The following is a 19,866-nucleotide window of genomic DNA, read 5'->3' as shown; positions in this document are numbered from 1 at the left end:
CAGCAATCATTTGGAGGCCAGCAAGGCAACCCATTTGGCCAGCAGCCATTTGGAGGCCAGCAAAGAAACCCATTTGGCCAGCAACCATTCGGAGGTCAGCAGAGGAATCCATATGGTCAACCGTTCGGGGGTCCGCCGGGTCCGTATGGTCAGCCATTCGGGGGTCCGCAAAGAACTCCGTACGGTCAGCCATTTGGCGACCAGCAGCAGATGATGAATGATGAACAAGGGCAGTTAGGCGGAATTCCGTTTGGTGAGCTGCCATATGGAGGACGGAATTTTGATCAGCAAATTCCTGGTGTTCAAGCGCCGCTGCATTCTGGGTATCCAACCTACGCTGATGAAAGCGATGGCTACTAATCAACGAGGGGACAGTGTTTTCTACACTCGTCTCCTTTCTTATTTAAAAAACAGCGGGTTCCGGCCAGAAAAGATTCAGCATTTAAGTGGGGATGTCCATCTAATTCGCAGCGGAAATAAATTTTTGATTATTAAAGGCTTTTCTAATTATCGGAAATGGGAAAGCCAGGAGATTTTAACGTCAGTTATTAAAAAAATGGGTTTAACAGTACGTATCGGATGTTAGCTGAGGAACGACCATTCGATTTTGAAAACAAGGTATACGCAGGAATTGAGTATTTACCACCCGCAAAGACGTCCTTTAATTATCGCAATGATAAAAATCGTCAAAATGGTTTAGAGGTACTCAATCAATTTCATCAATCATCGGCCCATGCACTTCCAAATTTAAAAAGCGGTATTCCTTTGTTTGATCAGCATACAAAGTGGCATGAACGTCTGCTCTTATTTAAAGAATACCTGCCCGTCATTCGTGAATATGTAGAGGAATCGATTTTGGATAGTTGGATTCGGTGGGCAGAATGGTCGTTGTCAGGGCTGCAGGCATACGAACGTTTGTTATACAGTGAAAAGAGTGTGGTCATTCATGGTGACTGTGCGCATCATAATTTTTTACGAAAGCATAACGGAGAACTGACCTTAATTGATTTTGATTTAATTAGTGAAGCACCGCCGATTATCGATTTTTTACAATATGCCAATCGGATTCTGCCTCACTTGAATAATCCCGAAGAAACACTTTGGAGTTATCCAGAATTAAAGAAATACCGTCATAATCGTGCATTCTTATACGCGCTGATTTATCCTGCTGATATTTTTCGAGAGTGGAACCGACTTGTGAAAGAAGAAGGATACCATCATTCTAAACGGCTGCATTCTGTTTGGAAATTGTCAGTAGAGAATTATTCGAAGCGTATGAAATTTAATCGAGGTATTGCGAAGCTGCTTTCCTAAAATGGTTCGAACTGTCAGAGTAAAAACTCCCTTTACTTAAGATGCTATAAAGGCAGGTGCGAATCCTGCCTCTAAGCGAAGGGGGTTTGTTGATGCGGAGAAAAATCTTCTTATTACCGATATGTACAGTGTTTGCAGTAACCTTGACTGGGTGTTCAGCGGGAGATAATCAGGCTGGGGAAAACGAAAACACCAATACACTTGAGTCGGGGTATCATTCAACTGAGAAAGATAACCTGGTGCGGAGAATTAGTCATGATGCACCGATGTCGAGATTAGGGAATCAATCAACAGATCAACGAGGGATGTTTTATCAGGATAACGACTACAGCAGGAACGATCGAAATTATCACAAGCATGATGGGGAACCAATAAAAGCTAGATCGATGTATTACACAGCCTATAATGGCAGACTCGTTGAAAACATTAGACAAAAAGCGAATAAAGTCAGGCATGTGCAGGATTCCCGTGCTGTTAGTACGAGTAATGGAATCTTTCTCGCGCTCAGTCTGGATGATTACAGCCAGGCAGAACAAGTCGCAGAAAATGTAAGAGACGAAGTACAAACAATAATCGGAAATAGAACGCTGCATATTGTAGCTAACAACAATAATTTTCACAGTACCATCAATGTCGATAATCGCCTGCGCAGCGGACTCCCAATCGATATGAGCCATTTAAAAGTAGAAGACTTCTACAGAATGAACCATACCCCGCAAAATAGAGAGTAAAAAAGATTGTAGAGAAAAAGCACCTTTTTCTCTACAATCCTTTTTTATGTTATTAGAGCTTAAACATGCTGAACTAGTAGCTTCGCTGTTAGTGTGCAAAAAAACAGAATAAGTGTGCAAACCAGCCGAATCCCTGTATAGAATCCGCCTTCATCCTTGTCTTCTAATCTGCTTTTGATATTTTTCTTAATTACTGGGTTATTTATCTGGTTATTGGTGAAACTATGAAAGATAGGCAGTGCACTTCTTTGGGAGAGGTGAGGGATATGAAAAGGAAGTTAATTGGGGTATCGCTCCTCTTTGGGATGATGCTGATACAGGTGCAAGTTGAAGCGGCTACAGTGGATAAGAGGGTTATTCTGCAGCGGGTCTATGTAGATGGAGAAATAAGTGAGGAAAGCACGGTCGAAACGATTAGGGCTATGGACGACTTTTGGCAGAAATATGCTGGATGGGAACTGGTTGAGCAGAGCGAAGAAGAAATAGTACTGCGTAAGCAGGAAAATGACTTATCGCCGCTCTTGAAAGCAAATGGGTTCTTTGGCGTGACGGTTGATGGCAAACTGTCGATCTATTATGGTAAACCTGATCAAGATCAAATCATTCATTCCTTCTTCCAGATGGATGTTGGAAAGCTGGAAGTATATCAACATGCTGAACTGCTTAAAGGGATTCCGATTAAGACGAAAGAGCAGTACGAGCAGGTGATTACAGCGTATAAGGCGTATAGTATTCCGATCAGTGGAAAATAACATATAGATAAGGCGGTGCATAAAACTGGCATCGTCTTTTTTCCGTTTTGGGCTTAACTCCAGAATGATTTGTGGTACAATGAGAGGTACAGCAAAATCAGGGAGCGAAGCGATTTGTATGATTTTATAAAAGGAACTGTCGATTATGTAGGACCCGAGTACATAGTAGTCGAGAATAATGGAATTGGGTATCAAATTGTGACGCCGAATCCGTTCAGTTATTCGTCCAATGTACAGCAAATGGTTCAAGTATTTATCTATCATCATGTCCGCGAAGATGCAGAGTCACTTTTTGGCTTTTCAACGCGCATTGAAAAAGCATTATTTACGAAATTGTTAAATGTTACAGGAATTGGTCCAAAGGGGGCACTTGCCGTCTTAGGGTCTGGTCAGGTTGACCAGGTTGTGCAGGCTATCGAAAACGAAGATGAAGCATTCTTGGTTAAATTCCCGGGTGTTGGGAAAAAGACTGCCCGCCAGATGATTCTTGATTTAAAAGGCAAGCTTGAAAACGTAGTACCGGATTACTTCCCGAATCTGTTTAACGATGGATCAGCGAGTGCCGGCAAGGCGACTGGATTCAACGAAGCTCTTGAGGAAGCAGCCCTTGCACTGAAAGCTCTTGGTTATTCTGATAAAGAGGTTCAGAAAGTGGCCAAAAAGCTGGATGATGAAGAAATGTCGACTGAACAGTATATTAAAAAAGCATTGCAATTGATGTTAAAATAAAAGGGGTGGCGTGATGGAGGAGAGAGTTGTCAACCAGGAAGCGGATGCAAACGAACTGTCCTTTGAGCAAAGCCTGAGGCCGCAAAACTTAAAGCAGTATATCGGCCAGGATAAAGTGAAGGAAAATTTGAGTGTGTTTATCGAAGCAGCAAGAATGCGGGAAGAGACACTCGATCACGTCCTATTATATGGCCCGCCTGGACTTGGAAAGACGACGCTTGCGGTGATTATTGCCAATGAAATGGGTGTGAATATTCGTACGACATCAGGGCCTGCGATCGAGCGGCCAGGGGATCTTGCGGCTATTTTGAGCGCGCTTGAGCCTGGTGATGTTCTGTTTATCGATGAAATCCATCGGCTGCCGCGAACGGTTGAGGAAGTATTGTATCCAGCGATGGAGGACTTCTGTTTGGATATCGTGATTGGGAAAGGTCCGACTGCGCGTTCCGTTCGGATTGACCTGCCTCCTTTTACACTCGTTGGCGCAACCACACGAGCAGGTTCCTTATCAGCGCCGCTTCGAGACCGTTTTGGCGTGTTGAGCAGGCTTGAGTATTATACAGAGGCCCAGTTGACAGATATCGTTGTTCGGACAGCTGAAATCATGGAAACAACAATGGATCCCCAAGCGGCAAACGAAGTAGCACGACGTTCTCGGGGAACGCCGAGGATTGCAAACCGTCTGCTGCGCCGGGTACGGGATTTCGCCCAAGTCCGCGGTGATGGAACGATTACACTTAAACTGGCTGACTACGCCCTTGAATTGATGCAGGTTGACCGTTTAGGACTTGATCATATTGACCATAAATTATTGAAGAATATTATTGAAAAATTCCGCGGTGGACCTGTTGGATTAGAAACGATTGCCGCAACGATCGGTGAAGAGGCACATACGATTGAAGATGTGTACGAACCGTATTTGCTGCAAATCGGATTTTTACAGCGGACGCCGAGGGGCAGGATGGCAACTGCTCTTGTCTATTCTCACTTTGGACTTGAAATCCCAAATGAATAACTGAGGAACATCGGCCACCTTGTATGTTATTAACCGATTTCGTTAAAATTAACATCATGAATGGGAGTGGAACTGTTGAAAGTAGATTTGTTTGATTTTGATTTACCAGAGGAATTGATTGCACAGGTGCCGCTTGAAGATCGAGAGTCAAGTCGTTTACTTGTGTTGGATAAAAAAACGGGTGAAATTGAACAGGGTATATTTAGCGATGTGAAGTCCTATCTAAAGCCGGGCGACTGCTTGGTCTTGAATGATACAAAAGTTCTTCCAGCACGGCTTTTTGGCAGTAAGGACGGTACCGGCGGCAAGATTGAGGTTCTCTTGCTGAAGCAGGTGCGTGATGATTCATGGGAGACACTTGTGAAACCAGCGAAACGGATTAGAGTTGGCACGAAAGTGGTCTTTGGTGACGGAAAGCTAACGGCTGTTTGTACAGAGGAGCTTGAACATGGTGGTCGTATTTTCGATTTCCAGTACGAAGGAATTTTTTACGAAATTCTTGATGAACTGGGTACGATGCCGCTTCCTCCATATATTAAAGAGCAGTTGGACGATCAGGATCGTTATCAGACGGTATATGCGAAGGAACGTGGTTCGGCCGCAGCACCGACAGCCGGTCTTCATTTCACGCAGCATCTATTAGATGAGATTCGTAATTTGGGTGTGAATGTGACGTTTATTACGCTTCACGTTGGACTTGGAACATTCCGTCCAGTGAGTGTTGACGATATTGATAATCATGATATGCACGCAGAGTTTTATCAAATGACCGCTGAGACAGCAGAACTGTTGAACAAGACGAAGGAAAATGGCGGCCGAATTGTCGCGGTTGGAACGACGTCTACGCGTACGCTTGAAACAATTGCTGCGCAGAATGATGGTGTGTTTAAGGAAGAAAACGGCTGGACAAGTATTTTTATTTTCCCAGGCTATGAATTTAAAGGGATTGACTGCATGATTACGAATTTTCATCTGCCAAAATCGACGCTGATCATGCTGATTAGTGCGCTTGCAGGACGTGAACATGTGTTACATGCCTATGAAACAGCTGTGAAGGAAAAATACCGGTTCTTTAGTTTTGGAGATGCAATGCTAATCAAGTAATATAGAGGCTAGGGAGTGAATGCTTTGTCAGCAATTCGTTATGAATTTATTAAAACATGTAAGCAAACTGGTGCGAGACTTGGACGCGTCCATACACCGCATGGTTCGTTTGATACACCTGCATTTATGCCGGTAGGAACAATGGCGACAGTTAAGACAATGTCACCAGAGGATCTTAAGCAAATGGGTGCTGGAATTATTTTGAGCAACACGTATCATCTTTGGCTTCGTCCAGGTCATGATATCGTTCAAGAAGCAGGCGGGCTGCATAAGTTTATGAACTGGGATCGTCCAATCTTAACGGATTCCGGCGGTTTTCAGGTGTTTTCTTTAAGTAAGTTCCGCAATATTGAAGAAGAAGGCGTCCATTTCCGTAACCATATTAATGGCGATAAGCTGTTTTTATCTCCGGAAAAAGCGATGCAGATTCAAAATGCACTTGGTTCAGATATTATGATGGCTTTTGATGAATGTCCGCCATTCCCTGCTACTGAAGAATATATGTTGAAATCAGTGGAGCGTACATCACGCTGGGCAGAACGTTGTTTAAATGCTCACGAACGTCCAAATGATCAAGGCCTATTCGGAATTGTACAAGGTGGAGAATATGAGAATTTGCGTAGACAAAGCGCAAAAGATCTTGTTTCATTAGATTTCCCTGGATACGCAATCGGTGGACTTTCAGTTGGGGAACCGAAGGATATTATGAACCGAGTGCTTGAGTTCACGACTCCGCTGCTTCCAACTGATAAACCACGTTACTTGATGGGTGTTGGTTCACCGGATTCATTGATTGACGGTGCCATCCGCGGTGTGGATATGTTTGATTGTGTACTACCGACGAGAATTGCTCGTAATGGTACATTAATGACGTCAACAGGTCGCTTAGTTGTGAAAAACGCAAAGTATGCGCGTGATTTCGGACCAATCGACGAAAATTGTGATTGCCATGTGTGTAAAAATTACAGCCGTGCGTATATCCGTCATTTAATTAAATGTGAAGAAACGTTTGGAATTCGTCTGACGACTTACCATAACCTTCATTTTCTGTTAAACTTAATGGAGCAAGTGAGACAAGCCATTCGTGAAGATCGTCTTGGAGACTTTAGAGAGGAGTTTTTCGAACAGTACGGTTTCAATAAACCGAACGCGAAAAACTTTTAACTAATAAATATTACACAAAGAAAGGAGTGAGATAGATGGGTCAATATGGTTCAATAATATCATTAGTTTTGATGTTCGTAATCTTTTATTTCCTGTTAATCCGCCCGCAGCAAAAACGTCAAAAGGCTGTTACTTCTATGCAGTCAAGCTTGAAAAAGGGTGACAAAATCGTTACTATCGGCGGTTTACATGGTTTCATTGATTCAATTGATGATACGAAAATCGTTCTTAAATGTGGTGATGGAAGCAGACTTACATACGACCGTTCAGCAATCCGTGAAGTGACGGAAAGCGCACCGGAAAAAGAATTAGTCTAACTTTTCTAAAACCAGTACCAACAAAACGGTTCCTCCGGGGGAACCGTTTTTTTATGGGGTAAATTCGCTTTTTTTTGGCTTTTTTATATAATTCGATATTTAGACACATTTAATTTTTTGTGCGTAGGAAGGTAAAATTTTCTGTCTCTATTCCTTGGAAGCGAATAGAGAATAGTATCGGTCTAGAATGTATATCAGTCTAACTGGGGTTGGTATCAGTCAACGGGTCAAGTTAATCAGTCAAACTGGCTAAAGTATCGGTCTGTCATACTAAAGTAAACCCCGAACCGGTAACCAGTTCGGGGTTAATTTAAGATGTGCGGTTGGAGCTGACGTTTACGCCAAGGACGCCGCCCATCATAGCTGTAATGATGAAACAGGCGTAGTAGACCCATTGTTTAAACGTGAAGAGCGTGTCATAGCCAAGGTATTGAAAAATAAAGATGATGAGAAAGTATAGGATCCCAGTCCCGCCGCCAAGTACTAGGCCTTGTTTTTTTCCTTTGCCGCCAGAGATGAATCCTCCGATGAAAAGCGCTAAAAACGAGATCGCCATAATAATGTATGTGAGCGAGCTTTCTTGGATGTTTGTAAAGCGCAGCAAGGTGGCAAAGATGAAGCTTGTGACAATGGCAATGACAAAGATAACGGCAAGCCCGTACATAATCGCAGTACCCATTTGTTTTGTTTCGATGGTTTTCGACTCCCTTCATATATCATATGGCATGCCAGTGCTGCCTTTGTACAAGCATATTCCGCTAATCGAATATTTAGAACCCGTTCATTGCATACTAAGCAGATTGTTAGCAATTAAGGAGGGTCCTATATGCATGATTTTGGTTTAATGGGCTCGAGAACATTTATTATGTATGTAGCTATATTAATTATTTTTAGGGTGATGGGAAAGCGAGAGGTCGGCGAGCTAAGTATCTTAGATTTAGTGGTATTCATTATGATTGGAGACTTGGCCGTGGGGGCTATCGAAAATCATGATGCAACCATTTTAGATTCGGTTTTTCCTATGGGAATTTTGATGGTGATCCAGATAGTTTTTGCGTATATTTCCATTAAAAGTAAACGATTTCGCAGTCTTGTAGACGGTGACCCGGTCATTATCATCAACAAGGGCATAATTGATGAAAGCATGATGCGGAAGCAGCGGTATAATCTCGACGATTTACTTGCGCAGCTCCGTGGACAAGGTGTATTTAATGTAAGTGATGTTGAATATGCCATTCTTGAGACATCTGGTGAGCTGTCAATACTCGAGAAGAAAGAAATGAAGAAACAAGGCCTATCCCCTTTCCCGTTAATTATGGATGGTGTAATTCAAAAAAAAGTATTAAAGGAAATAAATAAAGACGAGAAATGGCTGCGGCAGGAATTAAAAAAGAAAGGGTACCATAATGAAAAACTCATCTCACTCGCCACGTACATGGACGGCACCCTTTTTATTGATGAAAAGTAACCTAGCGGAAAGTAAATCGAGATAGGAAATGTCCAATGACCGGGATACGTACCATGGCAGATTTTCTGATTTGACCTGTAAGCACCATCAAGAGTAAAAACAAGGTGCAGATAACGCTCAGAGACAGCAGGGTGGTGATTGTCAGCTGCTGCCCTGCTAATAGTGTATGGTAGGTATAATGACCCCCAAAGCCGGAAAACAAAGCGATACAGGTGACTGTTAAATAAGGTTTCACTCGTAAGGTGAACGGAACAACTTTTAACAGCGTGGAGAAATGGAGCAAGGTAACCAAAACGGCCCCTGTACCAATCCCAATGGCTGCGCCCATAATTCCCATACTTTCTTTCGAAGCAAGAACCCAAATGACGGCTATTTTTAAGACATTACCGGCCATACTGTTGAACATCGCTGCTTTTGCTAGGTTAAGCGCCTGCATGATGGATTGAAGCGGGAACTGGTAATAATACAAAATGAAAAATGGTGCAAGAAACTTAATGAAAACCGCGGCACTTGATGAACCGTACATCAGAATTAACAGCGGCTCAGCTAAAACAAATAACGTAACCACGGCGAGGGAACCAGTGACAAAAGCAATCCACAGCGTCTGCTGCATCCGCCGTTCGACTAACGCCATATCCCCTCTGGCATTTGCTTCACTAATGGCTGGGATAAGGGAGGTCGCGAGTGATGAGGTTACAAATGAAGGAAGCATGAGCAGCGGCAAGGCGTAACCCGTTAATTCCCCGTATTGCATCGTCGCGATGGATGTTGCGATTCCAGCAGCGGCCAAGCTTTGTGCTACGACAATCGGTTCTAGAAACCAAGCAACCGAACCAATTAACCGACTGCCGGTTGCGGGCATGGCAATCCCCATTAATTCTCGAAGTGTGTCTTTTCCTGATCTTATCGAAGAAAAGAATTTTTTACGAAATTTAAAATGTTTTTTCAGTTTAAAGCTTGTCAGTAAATAAACCAGAGAGACAAGTTCCCCAATGATGGAGGCAAGCATGGCACCAGCTGCTGCATATTCAATCCCATATGGAAGAAAGGCTTTGGTTAAGACAGCAATGAAGGTGATTCGTGCCACTTGCTCAATGACTTGAGAGAAAGCAAAAGGCTGCATGTTTTGTTTTCCTTGAAAATATCCGCGCAGAACAGATGAAATCGCTATAATGGGAACAATGGGGGCAATTGCCCGCAAAGGCCAGACGACTCGGGAGTCGGTAAATAGCGTTTCTGAAAGCCAAGGCGCAAAAATGATTAGCAATGGTGTGAATATCAGAGAAAGCGAAAAGGTACATCCTAATGAGACAACGAGTATTTTTTTGATTTTTTGCTCATCGCCTTTAGCACTTGCCTCGGCAACGTACTTAGAGATCGCTACTGGAAGACCGATTTGCGTAATATTGATAACAAGAAATAAGGTCGGAAGGGCCATCATATAGAGCCCGACACCTTCACCGCCAATAAAACGGGCTACAACAATTCGATTGATGAACCCGAGAATACGTACGATTAAACTTGCCAGCAATAAAATCAGAGTTCCCTTGAAAAATTTGGACATTCAGTCATCCTCGCCTTCTCAAAAAAACTGTTTTCATATACAATTAACTATATGAAGAGTTGGACAAAGCATGACAGGCTTCCCGAAATTTGCATAAATAAGCAGGGAGAAGTTAATTTGAATGGAGGGTTAAGTGTGGAGATGAACCATCCGTATCAGCATTACTATGCTGAAGTCAGGCCCTTTTTAAAAAGTAAGTACGAAGAATTTAGGATGTACGGCATAAATGAAGTGAGTATTGAGGATATTTGGTTGTGTCTGCTTAAGAAGAAATGGAAAAAGCCAAAAGAATCTACCCGCCTCTATGAAGTGGCTGCCGATATTATCTCTTTAACCAGCAGTCAGTATATGACGTATAAGACCGTCCAAGCGTACCGGTCCATTTCTTCTGAAGATTTAGAAGAAGTGCTGAAAAAATAAGTCGTCGATTAACCCGCCAAGGCAGCGGGGATTTTTTTTGCCTAAAAAAGGAAAAAGTCCGATTCTTAAATTGACAGTTGTTTCAAATTGTCTCATAATAGTGATGTTGCAATTCTTTTAGCGAATTTTGTAAATTTTTGCATGGATAAAAAGACGGATATAACCAATTACCTCGCTCATTCAGTTCCTTGATAGAACCGTTGTTTTACGTTTTTAGATGACGTTTATTGCATCCAGGATATGGCGTGTGAGAAAGAAAGGGGCCAATTACATAATGGTAAAAAGAAGTAGGATACTTGCGTTCTTTTTAATTGCAATTGTCATTTTTGCAGCAATTGGAACGACTTCAAAAGGCATTCTAAACGAAATTAAGCTCGGCCTGGATTTACAAGGCGGTTTTGAAGTCTTGTATGAGGTAGATACACTTGATGGCTCAAAGGTTGATGAGGAGGTTCTAACAAGTACCGCTCAAGCCCTAAGTAAACGTATCGATGTCCTCGGTGTAAGTGAGCCGTCGATCCAAGTAGAAGGAAAAGATCGAATCCGTGTGCAGCTGGCTGGTGTAAAAGACCAAGACAACGCGCGTAAAATTCTCTCAACTCAAGCGAAATTATCTTTCCGTGATTATAATGACAAAGAAATGATGACCGGGAATGATTTAAAAGAAGGCGGAGCGAAGCAAGGCTACATGGACAATAAACCAGTTGTTGAAGTAACCTTGAAGAATCCGGAAAAGTTCAAGAAAATTTCTGAACAAATTTCTGCCATGCCAGAAACTCCTGTTGTAACGAATGTATTAGCAATCTGGCTGGATTTTGAAGAAGGCAAGGATTCAATTCAAAAACCAGATACAACGGATAATATGATTTCCTCCCCAACGGTGAGGGAAGTATTTACGACGAATAAAGTAAATATCACAGGTAACTTTACCGTAAAAGAAGCAAAAGAACTGGCGGATCTGTTAAATGCCGGCTCATTGCCAGTTGACCTTACTGAAAAGTACTCGACGTCTGTCGGTGCTCAATTCGGTGAAAAAGCACTCCAAGATACCGTTCTTGCTGGAGTGATCGGGATTGCAGCAATCTTCCTATTCATGCTCGTGTATTACCGTTTCCCAGGCTTTATTGCCGTTGTAACGCTTTCTATATATATTTTCCTTACACTGCTCGTCTTTGATTGGATGCATGCCGTGCTGACGCTCCCAGGGATCGCTGCATTAATTCTCGGAGTCGGGATGGCAGTCGATGCCAATATTATTACCTATGAACGGATTAAGGATGAGCTTAAGCTTGGCCGTTCCGTGAAAGCTGCTTTTAAAGAAGGTAATAAAAATTCATTGGCGACTATTACGGATGCCAACTTAACCACATTACTGGCAGCAGGCGTATTGTTCGTCTATGGAACAAGCTCGGTCAAAGGATTTGCGACCACGCTGATAATCAGTATTTTGATGAGTTTCATAACAGCTGTCTATGGAACACGTTTCTTCATGGGTCTTTGGGTGAATAGCAACATTTTCAACAATCACCCAGGCTGGTTCGGAACTAGGAAAAAAGATATTCATTCTCTAGCTGAGAAGAAAACTCTTTATACCCTGCCGACACATTTTGATAAATTCGATTTTGTGAAGCATAGAAAAAAATTCTACGCATTCTCAATCGCACTGACGGTAATCGGAATTATCTTCTTGTTTGTCTTTAAATTAAATTTAGGCATTGATTTTACCAGCGGTACTCGGGTTGACTTCACATCAGAGAAATCACTGACTCAAGAACAAATTGAGGCAGACTTTGATAAGCTAGGCTATGAAAGAGAAAGTATCGTCCTATCAGGAACCAATAATGAAGGCGGAATTGTTCGTCTGAATGAGGAACTTAATAAAGAGGAAATCTCAGATTTGAAGAAAGAGTTTACCGCTCTTTATAACACTGAGCCCAATATCAGCACAGTGTCATCAGCAGTTGGGAAAGAATTAGCCAAAAATGCGATGAAAGCTGTAGGGATTGCCTCACTGGGTATTATCTTATACGTATCCATCCGTTTCGAATGGAGAATGGCATTGCCAGCTGTTGTTTCACTCTTGCATGACGCATTCTTTGTTATTACGATTTTCAGTGTACTCGGGCTGGAAGTGGATATTACCTTCATTGCTGCGATTCTGACCATCGTCGGGTATTCAATCAATGATACGATTGTTACCTTTGACCGAATCAGGGAAAACATGCGCTCTAAGAAGAAGATCAAGACAACCGAAGAACTTGTCGAAATCGTCAACATCAGTATTCGCCAAACCTTAACACGTTCCATTAATACCGTTTTAACTGTATTAATTGCTGTTATTGCACTGATGATTTTCGGAAGTGAATCAATTCGGAACTTCTCCATTGCACTCTTAATCGGAATGCTTTGCGGAGTCTATTCATCTATCTTCATTGCATCTCAGTTCTGGCTTGATCTGAAAAACAAAGAACTTAAACAAAAAGGCACCCTTAAAACTGTGCCTGATGAGAAGAAAAGCTTAGAAGGCCAAGTTTAATAACTAGAAAAACAGTTCGCAGAGCCATTCTGCGGGCTGTTTTTTATTTGGGCTTTCCCTGTCTCACGGATGTATCATACCGCCCATTTTGCAATATGCTATAGTTAGTATGTTTATTCACTTCCCATATCTGGGAATGGAGGAGAAAGAGAAAAGGGGGAATGATGTCGATGAAAATGCAGTGGATGTTTTTACTGGGAATAGTTTTTGCCATTTTAGTGTCGATTTTTGCCGTGATTAATGTAGATCCTGTATCGGTTAATTATATGTTCGGTGAGACTGATTTTCCATTGATACTAGTGATCTTAGGCTCGGTATTAATGGGTGGAATCATTGTTGGCTCAATTGGAAGCGTGAAGTATTTTTACATTGAAACGGAGAGTTAAACATCTAGAAAAAGAACATCCAGAAGATGTACTGCCTGTCGAAGTTAAGGAATAATAATCCATCAAAAAAAGAATTTATTTGAAACCCTTCAGCAATTTTTATATAATTGTATGCTTGAGGGGTGATTTTTTTTGTTGAAATCAAAATCGCGGTGGAATTTACAGACCGCTGATCAAAATATAGTCGAAGTATTAGCTCAAGAGCTTCATATCACACCTTTGGTTGCAACATTATTAGTGAACCGCGGTTTGGATACAGTTGAAGCAGCGCGTTCATTTCTATTTATAAAAAAACAAGAATTCCATGATCCGTATCTATTAAAAGATATGGACATAGCAGTAGGACGCATTCATAGAGCGATTGAAAGCCAAGAAAAAATCAGGATTTTCGGTGATTATGATGCAGATGGTGTCAGCAGTACAACCGTCATGATGGAAACCCTGACCAAGCTTGGTGCCAATGTCGATTTTTATATACCAAACCGTTTTAGTGAAGGATATGGTCCGAATGAAATGGCCTTCAGGCTTGCCGCTGAACAGGACGTTAAGCTCATGATTACGGTTGATACAGGCATTTCAGCCATTGAGGAAGCAGATCTCGCGAAAGAGCTGGGCATAGATTATATTGTCACAGATCACCATGAACCGAGTCCTGTCCTTCCTGATGCACTTGCCATCATTCATCCGAAACTTGAAGATAATCCATATCCGTTTAAGGATTTAGCTGGAGTGGGTGTGGCGCTTAAACTTGCACATGCCCTTCTTGGCGAGCTTCCGGAGGATTTACTAGAAATAGCCGCGATTGGAACGATTGCTGACCTTGTTCCGCTATTTGGTGAAAACAGACTAATTGCTGCTCGTGGAATCGAAAAGCTTCGTCAGACAAAACGTCCAGGTCTGATTGCGCTGATGAAAAAAGCGAGTATACAGCAGCAAGCCCTAACTGAAGAGTCAATTGGTTTTGGTCTCGCACCGCGGATCAATGCTGTTGGTCGTCTGGGAGATGCCGATCCAGCGGTTGATTTATTAATGGAGAATGATCAAAGCCTGGCAAATGTTGCAGCTGATGAAATTGACGAGATTAATAAACAACGTCAGGCGATTGTAGCGGATATTACCGAACACGCGATTAATGAAGTGGAAACGAACTTTCCAATTGAATCAAACAGTGTGTTAGTGATTGGCGGCGAAGGCTGGAATGCTGGTATTGTCGGCATCGTTGCCTCGCGTTTGGTCGACCGCTTTTATCGTCCGGTCATCGTCCTTAGCTTTGATCCTGAAACAGGTCTGGCGAAAGGATCTGCTCGGAGTATTGAAGGCTATGATCTGTTTAAGAATCTATCAACCTGTCGTGAATTGCTTCCGCATTTTGGCGGACACCCGATGGCAGCTGGAATGACATTGAAAATAGAGGATGTACAAGAACTGCGCAGCCGTCTTTGTGCACTTGCAGATGAGCAGCTGACTGAAGAGCAGTGGACACCGGTTACGAAATTAGATGGCAAGACGACCCTTGCTGATATCTCCATACAATCGATTGAAGAAATGAATTTATTAGCTCCATTCGGGATGGGAAATCCTAAACCGCGGATTTTGATTGAACAGGTTCATTTATCATCGGTGCGGAAAATAGGTTCCAACCATAACCATTTGAAATTAGTTCTTGAGGAAACGCCAGATGTGTTAGATGGTATTGGTTTTGGTCTTGGTGATACCGCCGACCATATCTCACCAATCTCGGCAGTTTCTGTTATTGGGGAACTTTCGATTAACGAATGGAACAATAATCGTAAACCGCAGATTTTCTTAAAAGATATATGCGTGGATCATTGGCAGCTTTTTGATCATCGTGGAAGTAGTCAGGTGAATAAATGGCTGACTGAAACACCAGTTAAGAATCGAAAAGTCATCGTCTTTAATGAGTCAACATTCAAGCAGTACCCATTCTTAGAAACCACTGAAGATGTTTTATATATCCCTAATGCGGTTATGGCCGAAAATGTGGACATTGACGGAAGCAGTATTATCTTAATGGATATGCCTCCAGAACGAGCGCATATTGATAACCTGCTGACTGATAAGCATCCCGAACGGATTTATGCTCATTTTCACCATCAGCAGGATAATTTCTTAGCGACGATGCCAACGAGAGACCATTTTAAATGGTTTTATGCTTTCCTAGCAAAAAAAGGACCATTCGATATTAAAAAGCGTGGAGACGAACTGGCAAAATACCGTGGCTGGTCGCGTCATACGATTGATTTTATCTCACAGGTGTTTTTTGAACTAGATTTTGTTACAATAGAGAATGGGCTTATTGAACTAAGCAGCCAGACGAACAAACGCGACTTAAGTGAATCAGATTCATATAGACGTAAGAATGAGCAATTTGAGCTTGAACAAGAGCTTGTATATTCTTCTTATCAGCAATTATTCGAATGGCTTAACAAAAAGGTATCTGTTTCTAGCAGACCTGAGGAGGAAGCAACAGAATGGATTTAAAGAATTTTATTACAATTGTGCCTGATTGGCCGAAGCCGGGCATTAGCTTTAAAGATATTTCAAGTCTTATGGAAAATGGTGAAGCTTATCGTTTTGCGACAGATCAAATCGTCGAATACGCAAAAGATAAAGCCATTGATATCGTTGTTGGACCGGAAGCACGCGGATTCATCATCGGATGTCCAGTTGCTTATGCACTTGGAGTAGGCTTTGCACCTGTTCGTAAAGAAGGAAAATTACCACGTGAAACCGTAAAAGTTGAATACGGTCTAGAGTACGGTAAAGATGTCTTGACGATTCACAAAGACGCAATTAAGCCAGGACAACGCGTACTAATTACAGATGATCTTCTTGCTACAGGCGGAACCATCGAAGCTACCATTCAGCTAGTTGAAGAACTAGGCGGCATTGTTGCCGGAATTGCTTTCTTAATTGAGTTATCTTACCTTGATGGTAAAGACAAACTTACTGGTTATGACGTTCGTAGTTTAATGACTTACTAATAAACGCAGGTACCTGATTTTTAGGTGCCTTTTTTAATATAAAAAAAGTTTTTTTTCTAATTTCCAGAAAAAAATAGCTTTATAATAGAGAAAATCCCTGTTTATCACTTTACATACGGCCGTATTTTCTTGATAATAGTAACAATAATGTATTTTTTAGAAGAACCTTGATGCTGCTAATGATTTATGGATAGATAGATGATCGACATCTAAAGGAAATTGCATAGGAAGTTTGCAAAAATTGTCACGTTTTGCTGAAAATAGCAGCCTGCTAGTGGCTTTTTTACGTTTCTTTTCTGTTTGCAAATGGTGTAACCAATCAACCTTAAACGGTTAACCGTTTAAAGTGGGGTAAAGGTGATAATTGTATGGCTAATGATCAAATAAAGACAGCCGATCAGGTTGTGGAACGGGCAAAGCAATATTTAGACCAGGATGAAGCGGATTTCATATACCGGGCCTATAAATATGCGGAATATGCCCATCGTGAGCAGTTTCGCAAATCAGGCGAACCGTATATTATCCACCCCATCCAGGTTGCTGGAATCCTTGCTGACCTAGAAATGGACCCCGCTACGATAGCTGGTGGTTTTTTACATGATGTGGTTGAGGATACGGAAGTTTCCCTTAAAGATATTGCCGAAAACTTCAGCGAAGAAGTCGCCATGCTGGTTGACGGTGTAACAAAGCTTGGGAAAATTAAATATAAATCGCAGGAAGAACAGCAGGCTGAAAATCATCGGAAAATGTTCGTTGCCATGGCACAGGATATTCGTGTCATACTAATTAAACTTGCTGATCGTCTTCATAATATGCGGACGTTAAAGCATCTTCCTCAGGAGAAACAACGTCGAATCTCAAATGAAACGCTTGAAATTTTTGCACCACTTGCACATCGTCTCGGAATCAGCGCTATCCGATGGGAGCTTGAGGATACAGCTTTACGTTATTTGAATCCTCAGCAATACTACCGGATTGTTAATTTGATGAAGAAAAAACGTGCCGAGCGCGAGGAATACCTAAGCGGCGTCATCGATGAGGTGCGCCAAGAGGTAACGGATGTAAATATAAAGGCGGATATTTCCGGCCGTCCGAAACATATTTACAGCATCTATCGTAAAATGGTCGTGCAAAATAAGCAATTCACCGAGATTTATGATTTGCTGGCAGTAAGGATTGTGGTGAACAGCATTAAGGATTGCTATGCGGTTCTTGGAATTATTCATACGTGCTGGAAGCCAATGCCAGGCCGATTTAAGGACTATATCGCGATGCCAAAGCCGAATATGTATCAATCGCTGCATACCACAGTAATTGGCCCTAAAGGGGATCCGCTTGAAGTGCAAATTCGGACTTCGGAAATGCACCAAATTGCTGAGTACGGGGTTGCTGCGCACTGGGCGTATAAAGAAGGCAAGGAAATCACCGAACAAGCTTCACTTGAAGATAAGTTGACATGGTTCCGTGAAATCCTTGAATTCCAAGATGACGCGACCAATGCTGAAGAATTTATGGAGTCATTAAAAATTGATCTATTTTCTGATATGGTATTTATTTTCACACCGAAGGGCGATGTTATTGAGCTGCCTGCTGGATCGAACCCGATTGATTTTGCGTACCGAATTCACTCTGAAATTGGAAACAAAACAATTGGTGCGAAGGTGAATGGCAAGATTGTCCCTCTTGATTATAAGCTGAAAACCGGTGATATCATGGAGGTTCTGACATCTAAGCATTCGTATGGACCGAGTCCAGACTGGCTGAAGATGACCCAGACATCACAGGCGAAGAATAAAATCCGTCAATTCTTTAAGAAACAGCGTCGTGAAGAGAATATTGAAAAAGGCCGCGAAATGGTTGCTTCCGAAATCAAAGAGATGGAATTCGATCTGAAAGAAGTCCTGACGCCAGAAAACCTAAAACGTGTAGCAGAGAAATTTAATTTTTCCAATGAAGACGATATGTATGCCGCAGTCGGCTACAATGGCATAACCGGATTACAGATTGCCAATCGCTTGACCGAGAGATTACGCAAACAAAAAGAACAAGATCAGCTGACAGATTTGAAAGAAGCAGTATCTGAAGTCAAAACAGTCAGTCATACGAAGAAACGTGAATCCGGCGTCCGTGTACAAGGCATTGATAATCTGCTGATTCGTTTGTCGAAGTGCTGTAACCCGGTTCCCGGCGACGAAATTGTCGGCTTTATTACGAAAGGCCGCGGTGTATCAATACACCGGACGGACTGTACTAATCTTGAAAGCGGCGAAGAAGATCGCTTGATTCCTGTTGAATGGGAAACAGATTTAAATTCACATAAAGAATATAATGTTGAAATTGAGATTACCGGCTATGACCGCCGCGGCTTGCTTAATGAAGTCTTACAGACGGTTGCTGAGGCCAAAACGAATATGTCTTCCGTTTCTGGAAAGTCTGATCGCAACAAGATGGCTACGATTAACATGGTCATATCAATTACGAATATCAGCCACCTGCAGAAGGTTGTCGATAAGATTAAGCAAATTCCTGATATTTATTCGGTAAGACGGAACATGAATTAAGGAGTTTTGAACTGACATGCGAGTAGTAATTCAACGTTCCAAGGCAGCAAGCGTCACTGTCGATGAACAAATTATTGGCGCAATTGACAGTGGACTTGTCGTGTTAGTCGGCGTTACACATGGCGATACGAGTGAAGATGCAGCATACTTGGCTGAAAAGATCGCAAACCTGCGAATCTTTGAAGATGAAAATGAAAAAATGAATTTTTCATTGCTTGATGTCGGTGGATCGGTGCTGTCCATATCACAATTCACGTTGTATGGAGACTGCCGCAAAGGCCGCCGCCCGAACTTCATGGACGCCGCTCGTCCAAAAGAAGCAACCATCATCTACGAACAGTTTAACGACGAACTCCGCCAAAAAGGCCTAACCGTCGAAACTGGCCAATTCGGAGCCATGATGCAAGTCCAACTAACCAACGACGGCCCCGTCACCCTCATACTAGAAAGCAAAGAAAAGAAATAAAGACGAAGCAAACCCACAGAAATGACGGGTTTGCTTTTTTTACGTTAGGAATGTAACTTTTTAGCAGCCTATTCAAGGTAGGGAAGAAACAGTCAACCTTAGGGGAGAATGTTTTCTCCTTGGTAAGGAATAGAGGATTCAAGATGTCCAAACCAAGCTGTTGAAATCAGTCGATCACGTTTTTCAAGTTCGGGGTTATAAAAAAGGGTATCTAAAGAGCCAGATACTCCTTTTCGGCAGCCGATTCAAGCGTAGGGAAGAATTAATCAGATTTAGGGAAGAATGTTTAGCTCGTTCGGGAAGAATCAAACCGAGTTTGCGGCAGAATGATGGG

The 19,866-nt window shown here is 42.2% G+C and carries 18 protein-coding genes and 1 pseudogene; 17 read left to right on the top strand and 2 right to left on the bottom strand.

Translation table 11 applies throughout. The features are described 5' to 3' along the window. The 9 genes and pseudogenes from WYK_RS24750 to yajC form a co-directional block, all read left to right on the top strand. Positions 1–360, top strand: a pseudogene (locus WYK_RS24750) (hypothetical protein); the annotation flags it as partial. A 219-nt stretch (positions 361–579) separates the two neighbouring features. Continuing rightward, positions 580–1,314 carry a phosphotransferase gene (locus WYK_RS02975; protein ID WP_040373113.1) on the top strand — a complete coding sequence of 245 codons (735 nt, stop codon included), beginning with the start codon at positions 580–582 and terminating at the stop codon, positions 1,312–1,314. Between the two features lie 92 nt (positions 1,315–1,406). Then, positions 1,407–2,045 (top strand): YhcN/YlaJ family sporulation lipoprotein, encoded by a 639-nt coding sequence (locus WYK_RS02970; RefSeq protein WP_040373111.1) that lies wholly within the window; start codon positions 1,407–1,409, stop codon positions 2,043–2,045. A gap of 266 nt (positions 2,046–2,311) precedes the next feature. Next, entirely contained in the window at positions 2,312–2,797 is a 486-nt protein-coding gene (locus tag WYK_RS02965) for an intercompartmental signaling factor BofC (protein ID WP_040373110.1), read from the top strand. 114 nt (positions 2,798–2,911) lie between these two features. Beyond that, positions 2,912–3,526: a Holliday junction branch migration protein RuvA gene (gene ruvA, locus WYK_RS02960; RefSeq protein ID WP_040373109.1), complete on the top strand. Its 615-nt coding sequence runs from the start codon at positions 2,912–2,914 to the stop codon at positions 3,524–3,526. Positions 3,527–3,539: 13 nt separating this feature from the next. Then, positions 3,540–4,541, top strand: coding sequence for a Holliday junction branch migration DNA helicase RuvB (gene ruvB, locus WYK_RS02955; RefSeq protein WP_040373108.1), 1,002 nt, complete (start codon positions 3,540–3,542; stop codon positions 4,539–4,541). Positions 4,542–4,616: 75 nt separating this feature from the next. Further along, positions 4,617–5,645, top strand: a complete 1,029-nt coding sequence (gene queA, locus WYK_RS02950; protein WP_040373107.1) for a tRNA preQ1(34) S-adenosylmethionine ribosyltransferase-isomerase QueA — start codon at positions 4,617–4,619, stop codon at positions 5,643–5,645. A gap of 24 nt (positions 5,646–5,669) precedes the next feature. Then, positions 5,670–6,809 (top strand): tRNA guanosine(34) transglycosylase Tgt, encoded by a 1,140-nt coding sequence (gene tgt / locus WYK_RS02945; RefSeq protein ID WP_040373106.1) that lies wholly within the window; start codon positions 5,670–5,672, stop codon positions 6,807–6,809. A gap of 35 nt (positions 6,810–6,844) precedes the next feature. Continuing rightward, positions 6,845–7,126: a preprotein translocase subunit YajC gene (gene yajC, locus WYK_RS02940; RefSeq protein WP_040373104.1), complete on the top strand. Its 282-nt coding sequence runs from the start codon at positions 6,845–6,847 to the stop codon at positions 7,124–7,126. Positions 7,127–7,436: 310 nt separating this feature from the next. On the opposite strand, the gene WYK_RS02935 is transcribed toward yajC, so the two are convergent. Further along, on the bottom strand, positions 7,437–7,805 hold the full coding sequence (locus WYK_RS02935) for a TIGR04086 family membrane protein (protein ID WP_040373102.1): 369 nt from the start codon (positions 7,803–7,805) through the stop codon (positions 7,437–7,439). A gap of 147 nt (positions 7,806–7,952) precedes the next feature. Here WYK_RS02935 and WYK_RS02930 point away from each other — a divergent pair, with 147 nt between their 5' ends. Next, the gene (locus WYK_RS02930) at positions 7,953–8,594 is read left to right on the top strand and encodes a DUF421 domain-containing protein (protein ID WP_040373101.1); all 642 of its coding nucleotides are present in this window, start codon (positions 7,953–7,955) and stop codon (positions 8,592–8,594) included. A gap of 1 nt (position 8,595) precedes the next feature. Here WYK_RS02930 and spoVB read toward each other — a convergent pair whose 3' ends face one another. Continuing rightward, entirely contained in the window at positions 8,596–10,158 is a 1,563-nt protein-coding gene (gene spoVB / locus WYK_RS02925; RefSeq protein ID WP_040373100.1) for a stage V sporulation protein B, read from the bottom strand. Positions 10,159–10,275: 117 nt separating this feature from the next. Here spoVB and WYK_RS02920 point away from each other — a divergent pair, with 117 nt between their 5' ends. The 7 genes from WYK_RS02920 to dtd all read left to right on the top strand — a co-directional run bounded on the left by WYK_RS02920 (position 10,276) and on the right by dtd (position 19,532). After that, positions 10,276–10,578 (top strand): post-transcriptional regulator, encoded by a 303-nt coding sequence (locus WYK_RS02920; protein ID WP_235782423.1) that lies wholly within the window; start codon positions 10,276–10,278, stop codon positions 10,576–10,578. 274 nt (positions 10,579–10,852) lie between these two features. After that, positions 10,853–13,114, top strand: a complete 2,262-nt coding sequence (gene secDF, locus WYK_RS02915; RefSeq protein ID WP_040373099.1) for a protein translocase subunit SecDF — start codon at positions 10,853–10,855, stop codon at positions 13,112–13,114. 170 nt (positions 13,115–13,284) lie between these two features. Continuing rightward, positions 13,285–13,500, top strand: coding sequence for a LapA family protein (locus WYK_RS02910; protein ID WP_051387284.1), 216 nt, complete (start codon positions 13,285–13,287; stop codon positions 13,498–13,500). Between the two features lie 132 nt (positions 13,501–13,632). After that, positions 13,633–16,002 carry a single-stranded-DNA-specific exonuclease RecJ gene (gene recJ, locus WYK_RS02905; protein ID WP_040373098.1) on the top strand — a complete coding sequence of 790 codons (2,370 nt, stop codon included), beginning with the start codon at positions 13,633–13,635 and terminating at the stop codon, positions 16,000–16,002. Then, the gene (locus WYK_RS02900; RefSeq protein ID WP_040373096.1) at positions 15,993–16,505 is read left to right on the top strand and encodes an adenine phosphoribosyltransferase; all 513 of its coding nucleotides are present in this window, start codon (positions 15,993–15,995) and stop codon (positions 16,503–16,505) included. The genes recJ and WYK_RS02900 overlap by 10 nt, the downstream gene beginning before the upstream one ends. 368 nt (positions 16,506–16,873) lie before the next feature. Beyond that, the gene (locus WYK_RS02895) at positions 16,874–19,066 is read left to right on the top strand and encodes a RelA/SpoT family protein (protein WP_040373094.1); all 2,193 of its coding nucleotides are present in this window, start codon (positions 16,874–16,876) and stop codon (positions 19,064–19,066) included. A 16-nt stretch (positions 19,067–19,082) separates the two neighbouring features. Continuing rightward, positions 19,083–19,532 carry a D-aminoacyl-tRNA deacylase gene (dtd, locus tag WYK_RS02890; protein WP_040373092.1) on the top strand — a complete coding sequence of 150 codons (450 nt, stop codon included), beginning with the start codon at positions 19,083–19,085 and terminating at the stop codon, positions 19,530–19,532. Positions 19,533–19,866 lie beyond the last annotated feature (334 nt).

The sequence above is a fragment of the Peribacillus psychrosaccharolyticus ATCC 23296 genome, assembly GCF_000305495.1.
Classification (GTDB): domain Bacteria; phylum Bacillota; class Bacilli; order Bacillales; family DSM-1321; genus Peribacillus; species Peribacillus psychrosaccharolyticus.
Note: the sequence above shows the minus strand (reverse complement) of the source record. Positions and strands in the feature narration are given on the sequence as shown.

Coding starts and splice junctions, on each gene's coding strand:
- WYK_RS02930 (WP_040373101.1), top strand. CDS start 7,953: ATGCATGATTTTGGTTTAATGGGCTCGAGAACATTTATTATGTATGTA.
- WYK_RS02895 (WP_040373094.1), top strand. CDS start 16,874: ATGGCTAATGATCAAATAAAGACAGCCGATCAGGTTGTGGAACGGGCA.
- WYK_RS02970 (WP_040373111.1), top strand. CDS start 1,407: ATGCGGAGAAAAATCTTCTTATTACCGATATGTACAGTGTTTGCAGTA.
- WYK_RS02965 (WP_040373110.1), top strand. CDS start 2,312: ATGAAAAGGAAGTTAATTGGGGTATCGCTCCTCTTTGGGATGATGCTG.
- secDF (WP_040373099.1), top strand. CDS start 10,853: ATGGTAAAAAGAAGTAGGATACTTGCGTTCTTTTTAATTGCAATTGTC.
- yajC (WP_040373104.1), top strand. CDS start 6,845: ATGGGTCAATATGGTTCAATAATATCATTAGTTTTGATGTTCGTAATC.
- spoVB (WP_040373100.1), bottom strand. CDS start 10,158: ATGTCCAAATTTTTCAAGGGAACTCTGATTTTATTGCTGGCAAGTTTA.
- WYK_RS02900 (WP_040373096.1), top strand. CDS start 15,993: ATGGATTTAAAGAATTTTATTACAATTGTGCCTGATTGGCCGAAGCCG.
- WYK_RS02935 (WP_040373102.1), bottom strand. CDS start 7,805: ATGGGTACTGCGATTATGTACGGGCTTGCCGTTATCTTTGTCATTGCC.
- dtd (WP_040373092.1), top strand. CDS start 19,083: ATGCGAGTAGTAATTCAACGTTCCAAGGCAGCAAGCGTCACTGTCGAT.
- ruvB (WP_040373108.1), top strand. CDS start 3,540: ATGGAGGAGAGAGTTGTCAACCAGGAAGCGGATGCAAACGAACTGTCC.
- WYK_RS02910 (WP_051387284.1), top strand. CDS start 13,285: ATGAAAATGCAGTGGATGTTTTTACTGGGAATAGTTTTTGCCATTTTA.
- WYK_RS02975 (WP_040373113.1), top strand. CDS start 580: ATGTTAGCTGAGGAACGACCATTCGATTTTGAAAACAAGGTATACGCA.